19 protein-coding genes are annotated in these 17,567 nt (G+C 70.1%); 8 read left to right on the top strand and 11 right to left on the bottom strand.

All coding sequences use genetic code 11. From position 1 onward, the window contains the following. The first annotated feature begins 26 nt into the window (after window positions 1-26). Entirely contained in the window at window positions 27-956 is a 930-nt protein-coding gene (ppk2, locus tag QRN26_RS16720) for a polyphosphate kinase 2 (RefSeq protein WP_502927678.1), read from the top strand. A 57-nt stretch (window positions 957-1,013) separates the two neighbouring features. Then, window positions 1,014-1,514, top strand: coding sequence for a hypothetical protein (locus QRN26_RS16715; RefSeq protein WP_056010879.1), 501 nt, complete (start codon window positions 1,014-1,016; stop codon window positions 1,512-1,514). 30 nt (window positions 1,515-1,544) lie between these two features. Here QRN26_RS16715 and QRN26_RS16710 read toward each other — a convergent pair whose 3' ends face one another. The 4 genes from QRN26_RS16710 to QRN26_RS16695 all read right to left on the bottom strand — a co-directional run bounded on the left by QRN26_RS16710 (window position 1,545) and on the right by QRN26_RS16695 (window position 5,734). Further along, window positions 1,545-2,090 (bottom strand): HEAT repeat domain-containing protein, encoded by a 546-nt coding sequence (locus tag QRN26_RS16710; protein WP_285037615.1) that lies wholly within the window; start codon window positions 2,088-2,090, stop codon window positions 1,545-1,547. Between the two features lie 67 nt (window positions 2,091-2,157). Beyond that, entirely contained in the window at window positions 2,158-3,207 is a 1,050-nt protein-coding gene (gene lplAB, locus QRN26_RS16705; RefSeq protein ID WP_285037614.1) for a lipoate-protein ligase LplAB, read from the bottom strand. A gap of 56 nt (window positions 3,208-3,263) precedes the next feature. Continuing rightward, a complete protein-coding gene (locus tag QRN26_RS16700; RefSeq protein ID WP_285037613.1) occupies window positions 3,264-4,682 on the bottom strand; it encodes an NAD(P)/FAD-dependent oxidoreductase in 1,419 nt (472 codons plus the stop codon). A 161-nt stretch (window positions 4,683-4,843) separates the two neighbouring features. Further along, window positions 4,844-5,734, bottom strand: a complete 891-nt coding sequence (locus QRN26_RS16695) for an alpha/beta hydrolase (protein ID WP_285037612.1) — start codon at window positions 5,732-5,734, stop codon at window positions 4,844-4,846. A 347-nt stretch (window positions 5,735-6,081) separates the two neighbouring features. Between QRN26_RS16695 and QRN26_RS16690 the strand changes: the two genes are divergently transcribed. The 3 genes from QRN26_RS16690 (at window position 6,082) to QRN26_RS16680 (ending at window position 9,070) form a co-directional block, all read left to right on the top strand. After that, on the top strand, window positions 6,082-7,140 hold the full coding sequence (locus tag QRN26_RS16690) for a magnesium and cobalt transport protein CorA (protein ID WP_056010871.1): 1,059 nt from the start codon (window positions 6,082-6,084) through the stop codon (window positions 7,138-7,140). A gap of 65 nt (window positions 7,141-7,205) precedes the next feature. Next, window positions 7,206-7,658: a MarR family winged helix-turn-helix transcriptional regulator gene (locus tag QRN26_RS16685; RefSeq protein ID WP_327078820.1), complete on the top strand. Its 453-nt coding sequence runs from the start codon at window positions 7,206-7,208 to the stop codon at window positions 7,656-7,658. A gap of 5 nt (window positions 7,659-7,663) precedes the next feature. Beyond that, the gene (locus tag QRN26_RS16680) at window positions 7,664-9,070 is read left to right on the top strand and encodes an MFS transporter (RefSeq protein ID WP_285037611.1); all 1,407 of its coding nucleotides are present in this window, start codon (window positions 7,664-7,666) and stop codon (window positions 9,068-9,070) included. Window positions 9,071-9,104: 34 nt separating this feature from the next. Here the strand turns inward: QRN26_RS16680 and QRN26_RS16675 are convergent, their stop codons facing one another. Next, entirely contained in the window at window positions 9,105-10,031 is a 927-nt protein-coding gene (locus QRN26_RS16675; protein ID WP_285037610.1) for a methyltransferase family protein, read from the bottom strand. Window positions 10,032-10,038: 7 nt separating this feature from the next. Next, window positions 10,039-10,419 (bottom strand): DUF3054 domain-containing protein, encoded by a 381-nt coding sequence (locus QRN26_RS16670; RefSeq protein WP_056010862.1) that lies wholly within the window; start codon window positions 10,417-10,419, stop codon window positions 10,039-10,041. Between the two features lie 128 nt (window positions 10,420-10,547). On the opposite strand from QRN26_RS16670, the gene QRN26_RS16665 reads away from it, so the two are divergent. Next, window positions 10,548-10,841 carry a DUF4287 domain-containing protein gene (locus QRN26_RS16665; RefSeq protein WP_285037609.1) on the top strand — a complete coding sequence of 98 codons (294 nt, stop codon included), beginning with the start codon at window positions 10,548-10,550 and terminating at the stop codon, window positions 10,839-10,841. 10 nt (window positions 10,842-10,851) lie between these two features. Here the strand turns inward: QRN26_RS16665 and QRN26_RS16660 are convergent, their stop codons facing one another. The 5 genes from QRN26_RS16660 to QRN26_RS16640 all read right to left on the bottom strand — a co-directional run bounded on the left by QRN26_RS16660 (window position 10,852) and on the right by QRN26_RS16640 (window position 16,480). After that, window positions 10,852-11,664, bottom strand: coding sequence for a CPBP family intramembrane glutamic endopeptidase (locus QRN26_RS16660; RefSeq protein ID WP_285037608.1), 813 nt, complete (start codon window positions 11,662-11,664; stop codon window positions 10,852-10,854). Window positions 11,665-11,880: 216 nt separating this feature from the next. Then, window positions 11,881-12,726: a transglutaminase family protein gene (locus tag QRN26_RS16655; protein WP_056010854.1), complete on the bottom strand. Its 846-nt coding sequence runs from the start codon at window positions 12,724-12,726 to the stop codon at window positions 11,881-11,883. Further along, on the bottom strand, window positions 12,723-13,652 hold the full coding sequence (locus QRN26_RS16650; protein ID WP_056010853.1) for an alpha-E domain-containing protein: 930 nt from the start codon (window positions 13,650-13,652) through the stop codon (window positions 12,723-12,725). The genes QRN26_RS16655 and QRN26_RS16650 overlap by 4 nt, the downstream gene beginning before the upstream one ends. Further along, window positions 13,646-15,358, bottom strand: a complete 1,713-nt coding sequence (locus QRN26_RS16645; protein WP_056010850.1) for a circularly permuted type 2 ATP-grasp protein — start codon at window positions 15,356-15,358, stop codon at window positions 13,646-13,648. The genes QRN26_RS16650 and QRN26_RS16645 overlap by 7 nt, the downstream gene beginning before the upstream one ends. 180 nt (window positions 15,359-15,538) lie before the next feature. Further along, window positions 15,539-16,480: an aldo/keto reductase gene (locus QRN26_RS16640; protein WP_056010847.1), complete on the bottom strand. Its 942-nt coding sequence runs from the start codon at window positions 16,478-16,480 to the stop codon at window positions 15,539-15,541. 155 nt (window positions 16,481-16,635) lie between these two features. Here QRN26_RS16640 and QRN26_RS16635 point away from each other — a divergent pair, with 155 nt between their 5' ends. Together QRN26_RS16635 and QRN26_RS16630 are read left to right on the top strand one after the other, a co-directional pair. Further along, the gene (locus QRN26_RS16635) at window positions 16,636-17,079 is read left to right on the top strand and encodes a GNAT family N-acetyltransferase (RefSeq protein WP_285037607.1); all 444 of its coding nucleotides are present in this window, start codon (window positions 16,636-16,638) and stop codon (window positions 17,077-17,079) included. Window positions 17,080-17,131: 52 nt separating this feature from the next. Further along, window positions 17,132-17,563 (top strand): hypothetical protein, encoded by a 432-nt coding sequence (locus QRN26_RS16630; protein ID WP_285037606.1) that lies wholly within the window; start codon window positions 17,132-17,134, stop codon window positions 17,561-17,563. The last annotated feature ends 4 nt before the right edge of the window (window positions 17,564-17,567 follow it).

The raw sequence follows: 17,567 nt of genomic DNA, 5'->3' as shown, positions 1-17,567 counted from the left end.
TACGCACGGGGACTAGCGTCCCGACCATGCAGCAACTCGTCTCGCACTACGCTCCGCCGCCCCCGCTCGACCGGATGGACGGCTACCAGGTGGTCGACGTCGACGACGACGACCCGATCCTGCTCGACGCCGCCGGCTCCCACATCGACACGTGGCGCGAGGGCTACCCGTACGCGGAGCGCATGTCGCGCGAGCAGTACGAAAGCGACAAGCGCCTGCTCCAGATCGAGCTGTTGAAGCTGCAGAACTGGATCAAGGCGAACGACCGGCGCCTCGTCGTCGTGTTCGAGGGGCGTGACGCCGCGGGTAAGGGTGGGACGATCAAGCGGTTCACCGAGCACCTCAACCCGCGCGGTGCCCGCGTCGTGGCGCTCGAGAAGCCGACGGCCCGTGAGTCCACCCAGTGGTACTTCCAGCGCTACGTGCAGCACCTTCCGGCGGCCGGCGAGATCGTGCTGTTCGACCGCTCCTGGTACAACCGCGCCGGCGTCGAACGGGTCATGGGGTTCTGCACGCCCGCGCAGTACGACGAGTTCATGCGCCAGGCCCCGCTGTTCGAGCAGATGCTCGTCGGCGACGGCGTCGACCTCGTGAAGTTCTGGTTCTCCGTCTCCGCGGACGAGCAGCGCACCCGCTTCGCGATCCGCCAGGTGGACCCGGTCCGGCAGTGGAAGCTGTCGCCGATGGACCTCGCCTCGCTCGACAAGTGGGGTGACTACACCCGGGCGAAGGAGGCGATGCTCGAAGCGACCGACACCCCCGACGCCCCGTGGACCATCGTGAAGAGCAACGACAAGAAGCGCGCCCGCGTGGAGGCGATGCGGCACGTGCTGCACCGCTTCGACTACGCGAACAAGGACCACGAGGTGGTGGGGACCCCGGACACGAACATCGTCGGGCCCGCGGCCTCGGTCTACGAGCGCGGCGAGCGCGGCGAGCGGAGCGACGCGGTCTGATCCCGGCCGTCGCCGGAAGCCGGACGCGGTGCCGCCCGGCCCGCTATCCTCTGGATCATGCAGCCGAACTCGTCACCGTTGCGTCGCCTCACGTCGTCGAGCGCGATCTACGGCACCATCGTGTACGCCGGCCTCGTCGGCGCGTCGAGCGTGTACGAGGAGGACGACGTCGAGCAGGTGCTCTTCACGAGCGCGATCACCCTCGTCGTGTTCTGGTTGGCGCACGTCTACTCGGCGGCGCTCGCCCACCACGGTGATGACCGGCACGAGGGCACCGTCACGCTCGGTGCGTCGATCCGGCACGGCTTCGAGGAGTCGTTCGGCATGCTGCTCTCCGCCGTGCTGCCCACCATCCCGCTCATCGTGGGCGTCGCGGGCGGCCTCGCCCATGAGCAGGCGGTCAACCTCGCGCTGCAGGTGTCGACGCTGATGCTGTTCGTGCTCGGGTGCGCGGCCTTCGTGGTGCGCGGCTCGCGCTGGTGGTGGTGCCTCCTCGGCGGTGTGGCGACGGCCCTGTTCGGCGTCGTCATCATCGTGCTGGAGGCGGCGACCCACTAGCGCCGTCTGTCGGCGCGGCGCGGCGGTGGCTCAGCTACGCGCGCTGAGCGCCTTCGCCGACTGCTGGGCGGCGCGACGGACCTCGCGGTCGGGATCGCGGAGGAGACCTTCGAGGAGCGGCTTGGCCTCGTCGCCCCCGACGGCGGCGAGCGCCCTGGCACCACCCGCGCGGACGCGGGCGTGGTCGTCGTTGAGCAGCGGGGCGATCGTGGCGACGTCACCGACGCGACGCTCGGCGCACACCCGTGCGGCCATCTCGCGGACGCGCCAGGCCTGGTTGCCGAGTGCGGCGACGACGGCCGAGGTCGCGGAGTCGTCCCAGACGTGGAGCAGGGCGCGGGTGCCCCAGAGTTCCGGCCAGTACAACGCAGGCGCGCCACCGAGGATGCCCTCGGCGTGGTGACCACCGACGACGCGGAGGAAGTCCTCGCCCTCGTACCGGCCGGCGAGGAGCGAGACGCAGCGCTCGACGACGCGGGGCTCGCTCTCGGCGGCGACCGCGTCGGTGAGTCGTTGCTCGAGGGAGGCCTGCGTGGCGGGGACCGGGGTGTCGGGTGTCTCGTTCTGCGCTGTCATCGTTCCCCCACCCTAGTCCGCGGGCTCCGGCGTGCGCTGGTCGCGTGGCGACCGACGCAGGGCCGGGTCAGGGGACGCGGGTGAGCCAGGCGTCGGTGTCGAACTTCGATTCGACGAGCGACTCGGCCGCCTTGAGCTCGGCCTCCGTGACGTGGCCGGGGGTCGCGCCGGTGATCTCCACGAAGGTGTCCTTCATGCGGTCGATGATCTCGGCGCGCGAAAGTCCCGTCTGGCTGCGGAGCGGGTCGACGCGCTTGGCCGCCGAGGTCGTCCCCTTGTCGCTGAGCTTCTCGCGCCCGATGCGCAGCACCTGCGTCATGAGCTCGCCGTCCATGTCGTAGCTCATCGTGACGTGGTGCAGCACCGCGCCGTTCCCGAGGCGCTTCTGTGCCGCCCCGCCGATCTTGCCGGATGGGCTCGTGATGTCGTTGAGCGGCTGGTACGTCGCCTCGATGCCGAGCGAGCGGAGGGCGACGAGCACCCAGTCGTCGAGGTAGGCGTAGGAGTCGGCGAAGGTCATGCCGTTCACGAGCTCCGCGGGCACGTAGAGCGAGTAGGTGATGATCCCGCCGCGCTGCATCATCATGGCGCCGCCACCGGAGACCCGGCGGACGACCTCGAAGCCGTTCGCCTTCGCGTTGTCGAGGTCGACCTCGTTCTTGAGCGACTGGAAGCTGCCGATGACGACCGCCGACTGGTCCCACTCCCAGATGCGCAGCGTCGGGCCGCGGCGACCCTCGCCGACCTCGTTGGTGAGCACCTCGTCGAGCGCCAGGTGCAGCTGCGGGGAGACCGAACCGTCGTGGATGAGCTGCCAGTCGTAGTCGCCCCAGCCGGTGGCCTTCGCGAGCGAGCGGCGGATGGCGGTCGCGACGGCCTCCGGGGTGAAGCCGAGGAGCACGGCGTTCTCCGGCAGCGCCCCGCGGATGGCGGCGGCGAGCCCGGCAGCGTCGGTCGTGGCCGGCAGGCCGGTGACCGCGCGGTCGATCAGCGCGAGCGCGTCGTCCGGTTCGAGGAAGAAGTCGCCCGCCAAGCGGAAGTCGGCGATCCGACCGTCGACCACGTCGAGATCGACGACGACGAGCTTGCCACCCGGGACCTTGTACTCACCATGCATGCCCCCAGCCTATTCCTGGACGGCGTCCGGATTCCCCGGAAGCGGTGCCGATCGGCTCAGGAGTCGAACCCGATGCCGAAGCGGTCCATGACCTGCAGGAGCAGGCCGTCGCGGCCCTCGTTCGCGTCAGAACGGGCGACGGCGCGGCGGACCGTCTGGATGGCGGGGTTCGCGATGGGCTCGGGTGGGATGGGGATCGGCTTGGACCGCACCATCCGCAGCCGGGTCAGCTCCGTCGACTCGCCACTCAGCAGGTCGAGCATGACCTTCGCCCCGAAGCGCGTCGCCCCGACGCCGAGCCCGGTGAACCCCGCGCTGTAGGCGACACGACCGCCGAGTGCCGAGCCCTGGAAGGCCGAGAGGCGGGAGCACATGTCGATCATGCCGCCCCAGGCGTGGGTGAACCGCACGTCGAGCTGCGGGTAGGTCGTGAAGAAGTGGTCGGCGAGCGTCTCGAAGGTCTCGCGGCGCTGGTCGTGCTCGGGACGGATCCTGCCGCCGCGGTGGTAGACGGCGTCGAAGCCGCCGTAGAGGATGCGGTCGTCGGCCGAGCGGCGGGAGTAGTGGAACTCGCGGCTCGAGTCGGCGATGCCGAACCGGTCCGTCCAGCCGATGCTCGCCAGTTGCTCGGCGGTGAGCGGTTCGGTCATGAGCACGTAGTCGTACACGGGGATGGTGAGCAACTCGGTGCGCTTGAGGAGCGAGGGGAAGCCGTTGGTGGCGAGCGCGACCCGGCGGGCCTGCACGCTCCCCTGCCGCGTGGTCACCGCGACGCCCTCGCCCGAGCGCCGCAGACCGGTCGCCGGCGTGTGCTCGAACACCCGGACGCCGAGCTCGATGCAGGCGCGCTTCAAGCCCCAGGCGAGCTTCGCCGGGTGGACGAGCGCGGTGCTCCTCCACTCGCGCTGACCCGCCAGATACACCGGGGAGTGCACGAGCTCCTGGACCGCCTCCCGGTCGAGGAAGACGCCGTCGCCCGAGACCTCGCGGAGGGCGTCCACCTGGTGCGGCTCGGTCGCGACCGTGAGCACGCCCGTGTGCTCGAACTCGGCGTCGATCCCGAGGCGGTCGAGCGTGGCGACGAACTCGTCGAAGTTCTCGTCCGCGAGCCGTTCGAGTTGTGGCAGCTCCTCGGCGAAGTGGCGTTCCCCGTTGTCGTCGCCGTGGGTGAGGCTCGCTTCGAAGAAGCCGCCGTTGCGGCCGCTCGCCGCCCACCCGACCTCCTTGCCCTCGATGAGGACCACGTCGCGCGAGGGGTCTGCCTCCTTCGCGATGAGCGCCGTCCAGAGCCCGGAGTAGCCGCCACCGACGACGAGCAGATCGGTGTCGACGTGGCCGACGAGGCGGGGCTCCGGCGTGGGCCGTTCCGAGGTGTCGAGCCAGTACGAGACGGTGCTCGCCCCGGCGAGGGACCGCGCGATGCGCTCGGCCGGGTTGCGCCGACGATGGCTGTAGGTGGGGCCGTCCGAGGTCACCGGGTCTCCTCCGCGTCGAGAGTGGATGCCGCGACTGTACCCCGTGGTCGCCGTGCTTGTCCCGGTCCCGCGCCCTTCGACAAGCTCAGGGACCGGACGGGGTGAGCTCAGGGACCAGACGGGGTGAGCTCAGGGACCGGGCGCGGCGCCGGGACGCCGACTCAGGTGCGCTTGTCGAGCCACTGCACGACGTCGCGCTCGACGTCCTCGCGGTTCAGCTCGTTGAAGATCTCGTGTCGGGCGTCGGGGTAGATGATGAGCGTCACGTCCGTGAGCTTCGAGCGCTTGACGTAGGCGTCGCGCAGGAGGGTGAGCCCGCGGACGCCGCCGAGCGCGTCGTCAGAGCCGCCGATGATGAGCACGGGCAGCTTGCGCGGCATGTGGCGGGGCGGGCGGCCGAGGAAGGCGAACGCCTGGATCGGGTTCCACACGGGCGTGACGCCGATGTCGAAGTTTCGCTCGTCGGCGGCGAAGGCGGCCCAGGCGGCGGGATCCCGGTTCAACCACTCGAGGCCCGTGGTGCCGGTCTTCCGCCACCGCTTGTTGAGGTCGCCGGCGTTGATGACGCCCGGCATGGCCAGCGAGGTCCCCGAGAGGATGAGGTACTCGTAGAGGTCGTGGTGCGCGGCGACCTTCTGCGCCATGAGCGAGCCCCAGCTGTGGCCGAGGAGCGCCAACGCCGACTCCGGGAACCGGGTGCGCAGGTGGCGACCGACGGCGGCGAGCGAGGCGATCGCACCCCAGGTGGTGCGGGGCCCGAGCTTGCCGAGGCCCAGGTGTTCGAGGCCGGTCCGGCCATGGCCCCGGTGGTCGTCGGCGACGACCGTGTAGCCGGCGTCGTTGAGTGCCGCGGCGAGGCGGCCGTAGCGGAGGGCGTGCTCGCCGGCGCCGTGCGCGATGTGCACGACGGCCTTCGGGTTCGCCACCTCCCACACGTAGAGGTAGATCGTCACGCCGTCGTCGTCCACGATCGTCTCGGTCGTGTACGGCCTCGGCTCGAACGGCCGGTTCGCGTCGTCGGCGTCGACAGGTGGCGGGATCTGCTCGCTCATCCCGCCAGCGTAGGCCTTCTGCACGCTCCACGCCTCGCCTCCTCCACACCGCGCGGCAGGTCCCGGTCAGCCCACAGATGCGGGTTTGCGGTTCGTCAGCGGCAGGCGTACGGTGATCGAGGCCCGAACGGCGGGCCGCAGGGATCGACGGAAGCGAGGTGAGCGGCCATGGCTGGTGACAGTACCCGCGCCATCGCGTCGACGAACCGCTCCGCCTCCCCCACCCGGTAGGCGCTGCCCCGCCGCCGCCGAGGCGCCCACTCACACCTCCCCGGGTGCGATCCCCCAGGATCGTCCGCACCCGCGCGGCCGCCGCACGCTCCCGTCCATCGATGGACGGAGACCTCATGGCACTCATCGACAACGGCATCTACGTGACCGGGCGGCGCTCGGCGAGCCCGCGCTCCCTCGACGCGACGTACGAACTCCTGAACGAGCAGCGCGGCATGGCCTGGATCGGGCTGTACCGCCCGCAGCCGTCGGAGATCCGTTCCGTCGCGCAGGAGTTCGACCTGCATCCCCTCGCCGTGGAGGACGCCCTGAAGGGCCACCAGCGGGCCAAGCTGGAACGCTACGGTGACACCCTCTTCGTCGTCCTGCGTCCCGCCCACTACCTGGACGCCGAGGAGCGGGTCGAGTTCGGCGAAGTGCACCTGTTCGTCGGCCCCGGCTTCGTGGTCACGGTCCGGCACGCTGAGAAGCCCGACCTCGGTCAGGTCCGTCGGCGCCTCGAGGCGCGACCCGACATCCTCGCGCTCGGCCCCGACGCCGTCCTGCACGCGGTGGTCGACCAGGTCGTCGACGGCTACGGACCCGTCGTCGCCGGCTTGGAGAACGACATCGACGAGATCGAGGACGAGCTCTTCGGCGACGCCGCGGACGTCTCGCGTCGCATCTATGAACTGCTGCGACAGGTGATGGCGTTCCAGCGCGCGACCGCCCCGCTCCGCGCCGTGCTCCACGGACTCCTGCAGGGAGCCGACAAGTACGGGCTCGACGAGGAACTCCGCAACGGGTTCCGGGACGTGCTCGACCACGTCCTGCGGATCGCCGAGCGGGTTGACTCCTTCCGTCACCTGCTCCGGAACGCGCTGACCGTGCACGCGACCCTCATGACGCAGCAGCAGAACGAGGAGATGCGCCGACTCTCCGAGGCGAGCCTCGCGCAGAACGAGGAGTCGCGCCGCATGAGCGAGACGGCGTTGGCGCAGAACGAGGAGATCAAGCGCATCTCCTCGTGGGCGGCGATCCTCTTCGCACCGACGCTCATCGGCACCGTCTACGGCATGAACTTCGACGCGATGCCCGAGCTGCACTGGCAGTTCGGCTACCCCGCCGCGATCGGCGCGATGCTCGCCCTCTCCGGCACGCTGTACGCGATCTTCCGGTTCCGTCGCTGGTTGTGACCAGCACCGCTGCACCTGCCTCGGAGCCTTTACTTAGCCTCACTAATGAGCTAGGCTAAGCATTCGTGGCAGGCACAGCGGCACCGAAGACGACAGCACGGACGATCGCGGAGCAGGCCTCCGAACTCCGCATGGGCACCTTCCGATTGGCGAGGCGCCTGCGCGGCGAGAAGAGCGTCGACGACCTCAGCGATCCGCAGTTCTCCGTGCTCGGAGGGCTCTACAAAGAGGGCTCCGCGACACTCAGTGCGCTCGCCGAACGCGACCGCGTGTCCGCGCCATCGATGAACCGCACCGTCAACTGCCTCGAAGAGGCCGGGTACGTCACCCGCGAAACCGACACGGCCGACCGCCGCAAGGTCACCATCGCCCTCACCGAAGCGGGCCACACCACCGTCACCGAGACCGTCCGGAAACGCGACGCGTGGATCACCCAGCAGCTGCGCGCGCTCACCCCGGACGAACGCGACACCCTCGCCCGCGCAGCCGAGATCATGAGGAGACTCGCCACCCAGTGAGTGCAATGTTCCGTTCCCTGTCCAGCGTCAACTACCGCATCTGGTTCATCGGCGCCCTCGTGTCGAACGTCGGCGCGTGGATGCAGGCCACCACCCAGAACTGGGTCGTCCTGACCGACCTGACCGACAACGACGCCGTGGCCGTCGGCGCCACCATGGCCCTGCAGTTCGGGCCCCAGCTGGTGCTCGTGCCGATCACCGGCCTCATCGCGGACCGCTTCGACAAGCGCAAGATCCTCATCCTCACCCAGTCGAGCCTCATGCTCCTGGCGTTCGCCCTCGGCGCGCTGCTCATCTTCGGGCACGCCGAACTGTGGCACATGTACCTCTTCGCGCTCGCGCTCGGCATCATCAACGCGGTCGACGGCCCGGCCCGCCAGACCTTCGTCTCGGAGCTCGTCGACGAGCACAACATGTCGAACGCGGTCGCCCTCAACTCGGCGTCGTTCAACGCGGCCCGCATGGTCGGCCCGGCGATCGCCGGTCTCCTCATCGTCGCGATCGGGTCCGGGTGGGTCTTCGTCGTCAACGCCTTCACCTTCCTCGGCGTCATCGGGGCGCTGCTCGCCCTCCGCACCGGCAAGCTCCGCCGACCACCGCGGGCACCGCGCGCCCGCGGGCAGTTCGTCGAGGGCTTCCGCTACGTCCGCGGACGCCCCGACCTCATGGTCGTGTTCGTGATCGTCTTCATCATGGGCGCGTTCGGCATGAACTTCCCGATCTTCGCGTCGACGATGGCGGTCGAGTTCGGGAAGGGTGCCGGTGAGTACGGGATCCTCTCCTCCGTCCTCGCGATCGGTTCACTGACCGGAGCGCTGCTCGCCGCGCGGCGGGCCCAGGCGCAGATGCGCATGATCGTCGGTGCGGCCGGCCTCTTCGGCGTCGCCGCCCTGACGGCCGCGTTCATGCCGAGCTACTGGACGTTCGCCGCCGTGCTCATCCTCGTCGGCTTCTCGACCGTGACCCTGCTCACCACCGCGAACGGACTCGTCCAGACCACCACGGAGGCCGCCGTGCGCGGCCGGGTGATGGCGCTGTACATGGCGATCCTCATGGGTGGCACGCCCATCGGTGCGCCGATCGTCGGGTGGGTCGCGAACACTCTCGGGCCGCGGTGGGCACTCGGGCTCGGGGCCTTGGCGGGCTTCATCGCCTGCGCCACCGGTCTGCTCTACGGGGTCGTGCGGCACCACCTGCGCCTGCGCGTCGCCCCGGACTCCCGCTGGCGGCTGCAGTTCACCCACGACGGCGTCGTCGCACCGGTCACCCCCGAGGAGTTCTCGGAGCAGATCGCGCTCACCTCGCCGATCCCGCTGCCGAAGGCGAAGCCGCGCGTGACGGCGATGGCCGAACCCCGTGCGGAGCCGTCACCGGTCGAGGAGCGCAGCTCACTCACCGGCTCCCGCCGCTAGCCGGGCCGCCCCGCAGCGGCCCGTTCGTCGTGGATCACCGACGGGCGGGCACCGGGCGGAGGCTCGGCACCCAGCAGCGGAGCGCCGACCGGTACCGACGGTACGGTTCGCCGAAGCGGGCCTCGAGGTCGGCCTCCTCGACGGGCCGGACGAGGACGTTCCACACGACCGCGCCGAAGACCGCGTAGACGACCACGATCCAGGACGACAGCAGCAGGCCGACGCCGATCCCCTGGACGATGCTGCCGACCGCCATCGGGTTGCGGACGAAGCGGTAGGGTCCGGCGACGACCAGGCGGTTCGGCATCGCCGCCGGCAGCGGCGTCCCGCCTCCCGTGGTCGCCATCGCAGCCGCGGACCACAGCCCGACGATGCTGCCGAGCACGAGGACGACGACCCCGGCGATGACGGCGAACGGCTCGGCACCGGGGAGCGTGATCGCGACCTGCCACCGCAGCTCGAAGAACCGCAGCACCGCCGGGATGACCGCGAGGAAGACGCCCCAGAACGCGACGATCTCGATGGCCGTCCGCCCGAGCTGCGCCCCGGTCGACGCCGTCGGATCCGCCGGGCGGAAGGCGAACGGTCCGATCGCGATCCACGCCCTCGGGATCCCACCGGTGAGGACGAGCGCGAGTGCCGTGACCGATCCGACGGCGGCGCCGACCATCAGCAGGGCTCCGATGCCCGCCTGGCCGGTCACCGCCGCGAACACGCCGAGTGCGACGGTGACGAGCAGCGTCCATCCCGTCGCCAGGATCGCCGCCCAGCGGATCCCGATCGCGGCGAGCGCCGAGGCGACGACGAACAACGGCACGTCGAGCAGCGCCATGATCACCGGGTCGAGGGAACCGAGGGTCGCGTCGCGGACGAACGGGACGAGGAACACCGACACCCACCAGGCGGCGCCGGCGACGGCCTGGACGCCGAAGTACCAGCGCCCCCAGGCGACGGCGCTCATGCGCGCATCAGTGGCGCCGGCGAGCGATGAGCCAGGCGACCAGGCGCCAGCCGAGGAGCAGGACGGCGAGGACGATGACGGTCACGATGACGAAGCTGAGCTGCACGCCCTGGCCGGACACCGCTCGCAGCACCATGCCGACGACGACGGTCGACACCCAGACGATGACGCCCGCCCAGCGCACGGCGCGGGTCTCGCGCTGGCCGAGGACGAGGGCGAGCACGTGCCCGACGAGCAGCCCGACGGCGAACGGCCACAGGGTCACGAGGATGCCGAGGATCCCTTCGCCATGGCTGGCCCGGCCGATGAGGACGAACACGATGACGGCGAGGAGGTCGATGCCGACGGTCGCGGCGAATCCTGCTGGGGTCCTGCGGGGGCGTTCCATCCCCTCACCCTATTGGCGCGCCGGGCGCCCATCCTGGAGGGTCGCCGTCTGGCGCGGAACCGGGTCTGTCGCGGCGCCACCGGTGCTGGGTACGATGTCGCTGACATCCCACCGACGAAGGAGCAGTCATGTCGTTCCAGGCCTACCTCGACGCGGCGGAAGCCAAGACCGGCAAGACGCCCCGCGAGCTCGTGGACGAGGCGCACGCCCGTGGGTTCGACGGGTCCACGAAGGCCGGCGAGATCCTCGAGTGGTTGCAGACCGACTACGAGCTCGGCCGCGGCCATGGCATGGCGCTCGTGCACGTCATCAAGAACGGTCCCACGATCAGCGAGAAGCATGTGGGCACCGACGGCGTGCACCGCGACGAGTCGACGGAGCTCTGGCTCGACGGCAAGGCATCGAAGCCCGCCGTCCCCTGACCCGCTCCGGTCAGTACCAGAAGATCGGGATCCAGTCGCGGTGGTGCGCGTGCACGATCGCGAGGAACACGATCGCGTCGAAGAGCAGGTGCACGGCGAGGATGTAGCCGAGTGAGCGCGTCTTCGAGAACAGGTACCCCTGGAGGAGCGCGAACGGGAACGTCAGAAGCGGACCCCACGAGCGGTAGCCGAGTTCCCAGAGGAACGAGACGAAGATGACGGCCTGCAGCAGGTTGGCCTGCCAGACCGGGAAGTGCCGTCGCAGCAGCGCGAAGCAGGTGCAGATGAAGAAGAGCTCGTCCCAGGTGCCGACTGCGTTCACCCCGACGAAGAACCGCCCGAGTTCACCGGCGTCGCTGATCACCGGCCAGTTCTCGTAGGCACCGGATCGGATGAAGTAGAACGGCAGGATCGCCCACCCGAGGAGCGGGACCGCGAACAGGTACGCGATCTCGCCCTTCGTCTTCTTCTCGCGGCTGCGCCAGGGGAAGACGATCGCCTTCCGCCGGTAGACGAAGCGGTCGATGAGGAACGGCACGCCGACCGCCAGCAGGAGGACGGTGCCGATGCGGAAGAAGCTCGGCCAGGAGACGTCCGCCTCCACCGAGGTGGTCGAGACGATGCCGATCCCGATCGCGATGAGGAACAGGTCCTGCGCGAGCGCACGGTCGATGAGGATCGCCGTGACCAGCGCGGCGACGAGCAACGGGTACCCGGCGAGGGGCTGCATCAGGCCGAAGAGGCAGAACGCGGACGCCGCCAGCAGCACCGCGGGGATCAGCTTCATCGGGCGGCGGGCCGGGACGATCATCTCGGTCTGCATGCCGTCGATCCTACGGGTGTCGCCCACGCGGACAGATGTCAGCGCGGTGCGCTGAAGCGAGCGCCGGCCTCCGGGCGTCAGCGCGGTGCGCTGGCGTGAGAGCGCTGGAAGGGGCACGACCGCGGGCCGCACGCGTGGGCGCGCCCCTCCGGAGCACCGCGCTCACGCGCATGACCCGCGCTCACGTCAGCGCACCGCGCTGGCACCAACCCCGGGTCAGGCCTCGCGGGTGATCTCGACCTTCACGAAGAGCTTCGACCGGTACGGACCCGCGTAGACGCCGCGGAGCGGGGACACGTCTCCGTAGTCCCGACCACGCCCGATGAGCACGTGACGCTCGCCGACGTCGACCATGTTGGTCGGGTCGAAGCCGCGCCAGTCGCCACAGAACCACTCCACCCAAGCGTGCGACTCCCCGGTGACCGTCTCACCGATCGCCGCGTGCGGCTTCGGGTGCAGGTATCCGGACACGTAGCGCGCCGGGATCCCGACGGACCGCAGCGCCCCGAGGACGATGTGCGTGATGTCCTGACAGACGCCCTTGCGGTTGGCCCACGCCTCGGCCGCCGTCGAGTACACACTCGTGACGCCCTGCACGTAGTCCATCTGCTCGCCGATCTCACGACTGATCGCCATGGCTGCCTCGCAGGGGCTCTCGTGACGGTCGGCGATGGTCCGGGCGAGCTCGACGAGGTCGTCCGGCGGCGTGGTCCGGCGGGTCTGCTCCAGGTGCTCCACCCGGGTGACGGCCGCCTGCGTCGCGATGTCGAGCTGCTCCCAGCCGGTCGGGTGCGGTTCGTGCTTCCGAGGGCGGACCTCGACGAGGCTCGTGGCCGTGAGCGACAGCTCGTCGTGCGGGGTGAGCACCTCGAAGGCCGACACCTTCATACCCCAGTAGTCCGTGTACGTCGACTGCGACGCACCGGGCTGGATGTCGATGTGCGAGTACAGCACGTACTGGTCCTCCGTGGTGACGGGGAGCATGCGCGCCTCGTTGTAGGAGGCGTTCACCTTGCCGGCGTACGAGAATCCGGTGCTGTGCTTGATGTGCAGACGGGTCATGAGTTCTCTCCGATCCACGCGGGCACCGCATGCGTGGGGAAGTAGCGTTCGCGGATCGCCTCGGACACCTGGCTCGTGACGTTCTGCACGGCGTCCATCCGGCCGGGGAGGTCGCCGAGGGTGTCCTGGATGGGGCGGTACTCGAGGTCGCTGCGGATCTGACCGAGCAACCGCTGGGCGGAGTCGACCGTGCCGACGCGACCGCGCCGCGGTTCGAGGTCGCGCATGCACTCCTCGGCCCGGCTGATCGAGAACATGACGGAGCGCGGGAACAGCTGGTCGAGCAGCAGGAACTCGGCGGCGTTCTTCGCGCTCGGCATGCCGCGGTAGGTGCGCAGGTACGCCTCGTACGCGCCGCAGGAGCGGAGGATCGTCGTCCACGACGGACCACTGGCCTCGGTGAGCGACCGCGTCGCCAGCAGGCGGGCGGTCATGTCGGCGCGTTCGAGACTGCGGCCGAGGGTGAAGAACCGCCAGGCGTCGTCGCGGCTCGTGGCGGAGTCGACGATGCCGACGGCGAGCGCCGAGCGTTCGCGGACCCAGCCGAAGAACTCGTGCACCTTGTCGCTCGCGACCCGTCGGGGCATCCGCGCGCGGGTGGTGTTGAGGCACTCCCACAGCTCGGTCGACACGATCTCGCGGGCACGACGGGCGTTCTCCCGCGCGGCGCCCAGGGAGTAGGCGATCGACGCCGGGTGGGTGCGGTCGACGGCGAGCTGCGCGAGGACGTCCTGGCGCGTGAGCTCCTGGTCGGCCGGTGCGTCGCTCCCCATCACGGACAGCAGCGAACGGCAGGCGGTGTCCTCGTCGATCCACGGGTCCTCCAGCAGCAACTGCAGGTGGACGTCGAGGATGCGGGCGGTGCCGTCGCTCCGCTCGATGTAGCGACCGATCCAGAACAGGCTCTCGGCGATCCGGCTCAGCATGCTGCGTCCTCCTGCCCGTCGACACGCTCAGACGGTGCGTCTGCACGCGCCTGCTGCTGCTGCTCCTGCTGGTCCTGGTTGCCCGTCGGCCGGTCCTGGGGCGAGTGCTCCGGGGTCGTGCCGTGGTCGTAGATGATCGGGATCGACGTCGTCTCCGTCGTGGCCTGCTCGGCGACGAGCCCCTGGATGTCGTGCGACGAGGCCTCGGGAGCGGCATTCGGGTCGTAGGCACGGCCGACGACCCAGGTGTCCTTCGAGCCACCACCCTGGCTGGAGTTCACGACCAGCTGGCCCTCCGGCAACGCGACGCGGGTCAGGCCGCCCGGCAGGACCCAGACGTCGTTGCCGTCGTTGACGGCGAAGGGCCGCAGGTCGGCGTGGCGCGGGCGCATCCCGTCCTCGACGAGGGTCGGGATGGTGGACAGCATGACGACTGGCTGCGCGATCCAGCCGCGCGGGTCCTCCTGCAGCTTCGTCTTCAGGGTCGCGAGCTCCTCCTTCGAGGCGTCCGGCCCCACGACGAGCCCCTTGCCGCCCGAGCCGTCGACGGGCTTGATCACGAGCTCGTCGAGCCGGTCGAGCACCTCCTCCAGGGCGAGCGGGTCCTCGAGACGCCAGGTGTCGACGTTCGGGAGGATCGCGTCCTCGGCGAGGTAGTACTTGATGAGGTCGGGCAGGTACGTGTAGACGAGCTTGTCGTCGGCGACCCCGTTGCCGACCGCGTTCGCGATCGTCACGTTGCCGAGGCGGGCCGCGAGCATCAGGCCGGGCGAGCCGAGCATCGAGTCGGCGCGGAACGACAGCGGGTCGAGGAACTCGTCGTCGACGCGACGGTAGATGACGTCGACGCGGGTGGGGCCGGCCGTGGTGCGCATGAACACCTTGCCGCCGGAGCAGAAGAGGTCGCGGCCTTCGACCAGCTCGACGCCCATGAGGCGCGCGAGCAGGGTGTGCTCGAAGTAGGCGGAGTTGTACACGCCGGGGGTGAGCACGACGACGTTCGGGTCCTCGACACCGGGTGGGGCCGAGGCACGGAGGGCCTGCAGGAGCTTGTTCGGGTAGTCGCCGACGGGGCGCACCCGCATCGAGACGAAGAGCTCCGGGAGGGTCTGCGCCATGACCCGGCGGTTCGAGATGACGTAGCTGACGCCGGACGGGACGCGCACGTTGTCCTCGAGGACGCGCATCTGGCCGTGTTCGTCGCGGATGAGGTCGATGCCGGAGACCTGGATGCGGACGCCGTTCGCCGCCTGGATCCCGTAGGCCTGCCGGTGGAAGTGGGAGGACGAGGAGATGAGTTTGGCGGGGATGACGCCGTCGCGCACCGCGAGCTGCGGGCCGTAGACGTCAGCGAGGAACGCCTCGAGCGCCTTGACCCGCTGCTTGATGCCGGCCTCGACCTGCGTCCACTCCTGCTGCTCGATCACCCGCGGGACCGCGTCGAGCGGGAACGGACGCTCCTCACCGGCGAAGTCGAAGGTGACGCCCTGCGCGAGATAGGAGCTGGCGAGGGCGTCGGTGCGCCCGCGGAGCTCCTCCTGGGTCATGCGTGCGAGGGAGGTGTAGATCTCCTGATACGCCCGTCTGGCCGTCGCGCCACCGGCGTGTTCCGCCGCCTCGCCGAACATCTCGTCGAAGGCGGGGACACCGCTCACCGTCTTGCGCGGAGCCAGTGTGCCGCCGTAGCCATTGAACAGATCGCCCATGGCCCGACTCTACTCGGCCCCATGTTGCCGGGGTGTTTCCGGCAGCTCCGACGAGCCTGGCGGGGTTCGGTCACCTGCCGCCGGTCGCCGAACCCACCGGTCACCGAGCCTGTCGAGGTGCGCCCTTCGACAGGCTCAGGGACCGGTGGAGACACACGGACCGGGGACCGACGGAGCGCGCTAGGCGACCGAGGCGGCGGTGAGCGCCGCGAGCTCGTCGGCGGAGAGCTCGAGGGTCGCGGAGGCGAGGAGGTCGGGCAGCTGCTCGACGGTGCGGGCGCTCGCGATCGGCGCGGCGACGGTCGGCTGCGAACGGAGCCACGCGAGCGAGACCGTCGCGACCGAGACACCGTGGGCGGATGCCACTTCGTCGAGCACGGGCAGGAGCGCGGCGTGGTCGGCGAGGTACGCCTGGGCACCCTCCGCGCGGACGCTGTCGACGCTCGCACCCTCGCGGTACTTCCCGGTGAGGAAGCCCTTCGCGAGCGAGAAGTAGGGCAGCACGGCGAGCTGCTCGCGCTCGGCGATGGTGCGCAGCTCCCCCTCGAACTCACGCTCGACGAGGTTGTAGTGCGGCTGGAGGGCGATCGGGCGGTGCAGCCCCTTGGCCTCGACGATCTCGAACCACTCGGCGATGCGGGCGGCGGAGTAGTTGGAGATACCGAGGTAACGGACCTTGCCCGCGTCGACGAGCGACGACAGCGCGGTCACCGTCTCCTCCAGCGGGACGGACTCGTCGTCGAAGTGCGCGTAGTAGAGGTCGATGTGGTCGGTGCGGAGGCGCTCGAGCGACGCGTCGGCGGCCTTCAGGATGTTGTCGGCGGCGAGTCCCTGGAAGTCGGGGTGCTGGCTGACCTTCGTCGCGATGACGAGCTCGTCGCGGTTGCCGCGCAGCTCCTGCCACTCACCGATGAGGCGCTCGGAGTCGCCGCCGGTGTTGCCCGGGACCCACGCGGAGTAGCCGTCGGCGGTGTCGATGAAGTTGCCGCCGCCCGCGACGAAGGCGTCGAGGATGTCGAACGAGGTCTGCCGGTCGGCGGTCCAGCCGAACACGTTGCCGCCGAGGTTCAGCGGGAAGACGGACAGGTCGGACGTTCCGAGGGTGGTGCGGGCGTGAGTCATCTGATGATCCTCCAGAGCTTCGGTTCAGGCGTATGCCTCTCTCACGGTAAGGCGGAGGGCCGCGCGGCTATTCCACGTGTCGCCGGATGACGATCGGTCCACCGACCCCGGATCGGCACTCGGAACCCCGCTTCCGGCCGCCATACTGTGGAGCGATGGGCTACCTCGTCGACGACTCGAAGGACCGCATCGACCGCGACGCCGTGTGGGGCGCACTCCGCGAGGTCTACTGGGCCAAGTGGCGCAGCCGGGCCGAGGTCGAGGCGCAGATCGACGACGCCTGGCGGGTCATCGGCGTGTACGAGGAGGAGACCGGCGCGCAGGTCGGCTTCGCCCGTGCGGTCTCCGACGGGCTCGGCTTCGCCTACCTCGCGGACGTCGTCGTGCTCGAAGCACACCGCGGTCGCGGTCTCGGCAAACGCATCGTGCAGGCGATGATCGACGACGGGCCCGGCGCGCACTTCCGATGGACGCTCTTCACGAGCGACGCGCACGGGCTCTACGAGCAGTTCGGCTTCGCGGAACCCGGCCGGACCGCACTCGTCCGTCCCGCCGCCGAGCTCCCGGTGCACCCGACGCAGCGGCCGCCGGAATCCTGAGCGACGGCGCACTCTCGCCCGGCCCCCAGCGATGACGGGCTACCGTTGACGCATGTGGATCTCCGATGACGGCCGGTACAACATCGTCGATGTGCCGGCGGACGCCTATCCGGGGCGCGCGTACCTCCTCGAACTCGTCGCCGGGCTCGAAGCCGACGAGCTCCACACCCTCGTCACCCGCATGCAGGCGTTCGACGACGCGATGATCGACCGGCTCGAGGGCCTGGTCGACGGCGACGCTCCCGAGGTGGCTCCGGATCCGGAGCGCGAGGCCCCGTACGTGGACGAGATGATCCCGCGGCGCGTGCTCGACTCCATCGACTGGGACGCGATCCTCACCCCGCCGTTCCGGATCGAGGCGATCGACGTCGCCGGCGACCGCTGGCGCATGGACGCGTGGGCGTTCCTCGAGTCGATCGTCGAACCGCCCGTCAGCCGTCCGAGCGCCCGCAACCTCGGCTCCTCCCCCATCGATCCGGCGTAAACCA

This window comes from Plantibacter sp. ME-Dv--P-095, from assembly GCF_030209365.1.
Taxonomy (GTDB): Bacteria; Actinomycetota; Actinomycetes; order Actinomycetales; family Microbacteriaceae; genus Plantibacter.
Note: the sequence above shows the minus strand (reverse complement) of the source record. Positions and strands in the feature narration are given on the sequence as shown.

Coding starts and splice junctions, on each gene's coding strand:
- ppk2 (WP_502927678.1), top strand. CDS start 27: ATGCAGCAACTCGTCTCGCACTACGCTCCGCCGCCCCCGCTCGACCGG.
- QRN26_RS16715 (WP_056010879.1), top strand. CDS start 1,014: ATGCAGCCGAACTCGTCACCGTTGCGTCGCCTCACGTCGTCGAGCGCG.
- QRN26_RS16710 (WP_285037615.1), bottom strand. CDS start 2,090: ATGACAGCGCAGAACGAGACACCCGACACCCCGGTCCCCGCCACGCAG.
- lplAB (WP_285037614.1), bottom strand. CDS start 3,207: ATGCATGGTGAGTACAAGGTCCCGGGTGGCAAGCTCGTCGTCGTCGAT.
- QRN26_RS16695 (WP_285037612.1), bottom strand. CDS start 5,734: ATGAGCGAGCAGATCCCGCCACCTGTCGACGCCGACGACGCGAACCGG.
- QRN26_RS16690 (WP_056010871.1), top strand. CDS start 6,082: ATGGCACTCATCGACAACGGCATCTACGTGACCGGGCGGCGCTCGGCG.
- QRN26_RS16680 (WP_285037611.1), top strand. CDS start 7,664: ATGTTCCGTTCCCTGTCCAGCGTCAACTACCGCATCTGGTTCATCGGC.
- QRN26_RS16675 (WP_285037610.1), bottom strand. CDS start 10,031: ATGAGCGCCGTCGCCTGGGGGCGCTGGTACTTCGGCGTCCAGGCCGTC.
- QRN26_RS16670 (WP_056010862.1), bottom strand. CDS start 10,419: ATGGAACGCCCCCGCAGGACCCCAGCAGGATTCGCCGCGACCGTCGGC.
- QRN26_RS16665 (WP_285037609.1), top strand. CDS start 10,548: ATGTCGTTCCAGGCCTACCTCGACGCGGCGGAAGCCAAGACCGGCAAG.
- QRN26_RS16660 (WP_285037608.1), bottom strand. CDS start 11,664: ATGCAGACCGAGATGATCGTCCCGGCCCGCCGCCCGATGAAGCTGATC.
- QRN26_RS16655 (WP_056010854.1), bottom strand. CDS start 12,726: ATGACCCGTCTGCACATCAAGCACAGCACCGGATTCTCGTACGCCGGC.
- QRN26_RS16650 (WP_056010853.1), bottom strand. CDS start 13,652: ATGCTGAGCCGGATCGCCGAGAGCCTGTTCTGGATCGGTCGCTACATC.
- QRN26_RS16645 (WP_056010850.1), bottom strand. CDS start 15,358: ATGGGCGATCTGTTCAATGGCTACGGCGGCACACTGGCTCCGCGCAAG.
- QRN26_RS16640 (WP_056010847.1), bottom strand. CDS start 16,480: ATGACTCACGCCCGCACCACCCTCGGAACGTCCGACCTGTCCGTCTTC.
- QRN26_RS16635 (WP_285037607.1), top strand. CDS start 16,636: ATGGGCTACCTCGTCGACGACTCGAAGGACCGCATCGACCGCGACGCC.
- QRN26_RS16630 (WP_285037606.1), top strand. CDS start 17,132: ATGTGGATCTCCGATGACGGCCGGTACAACATCGTCGATGTGCCGGCG.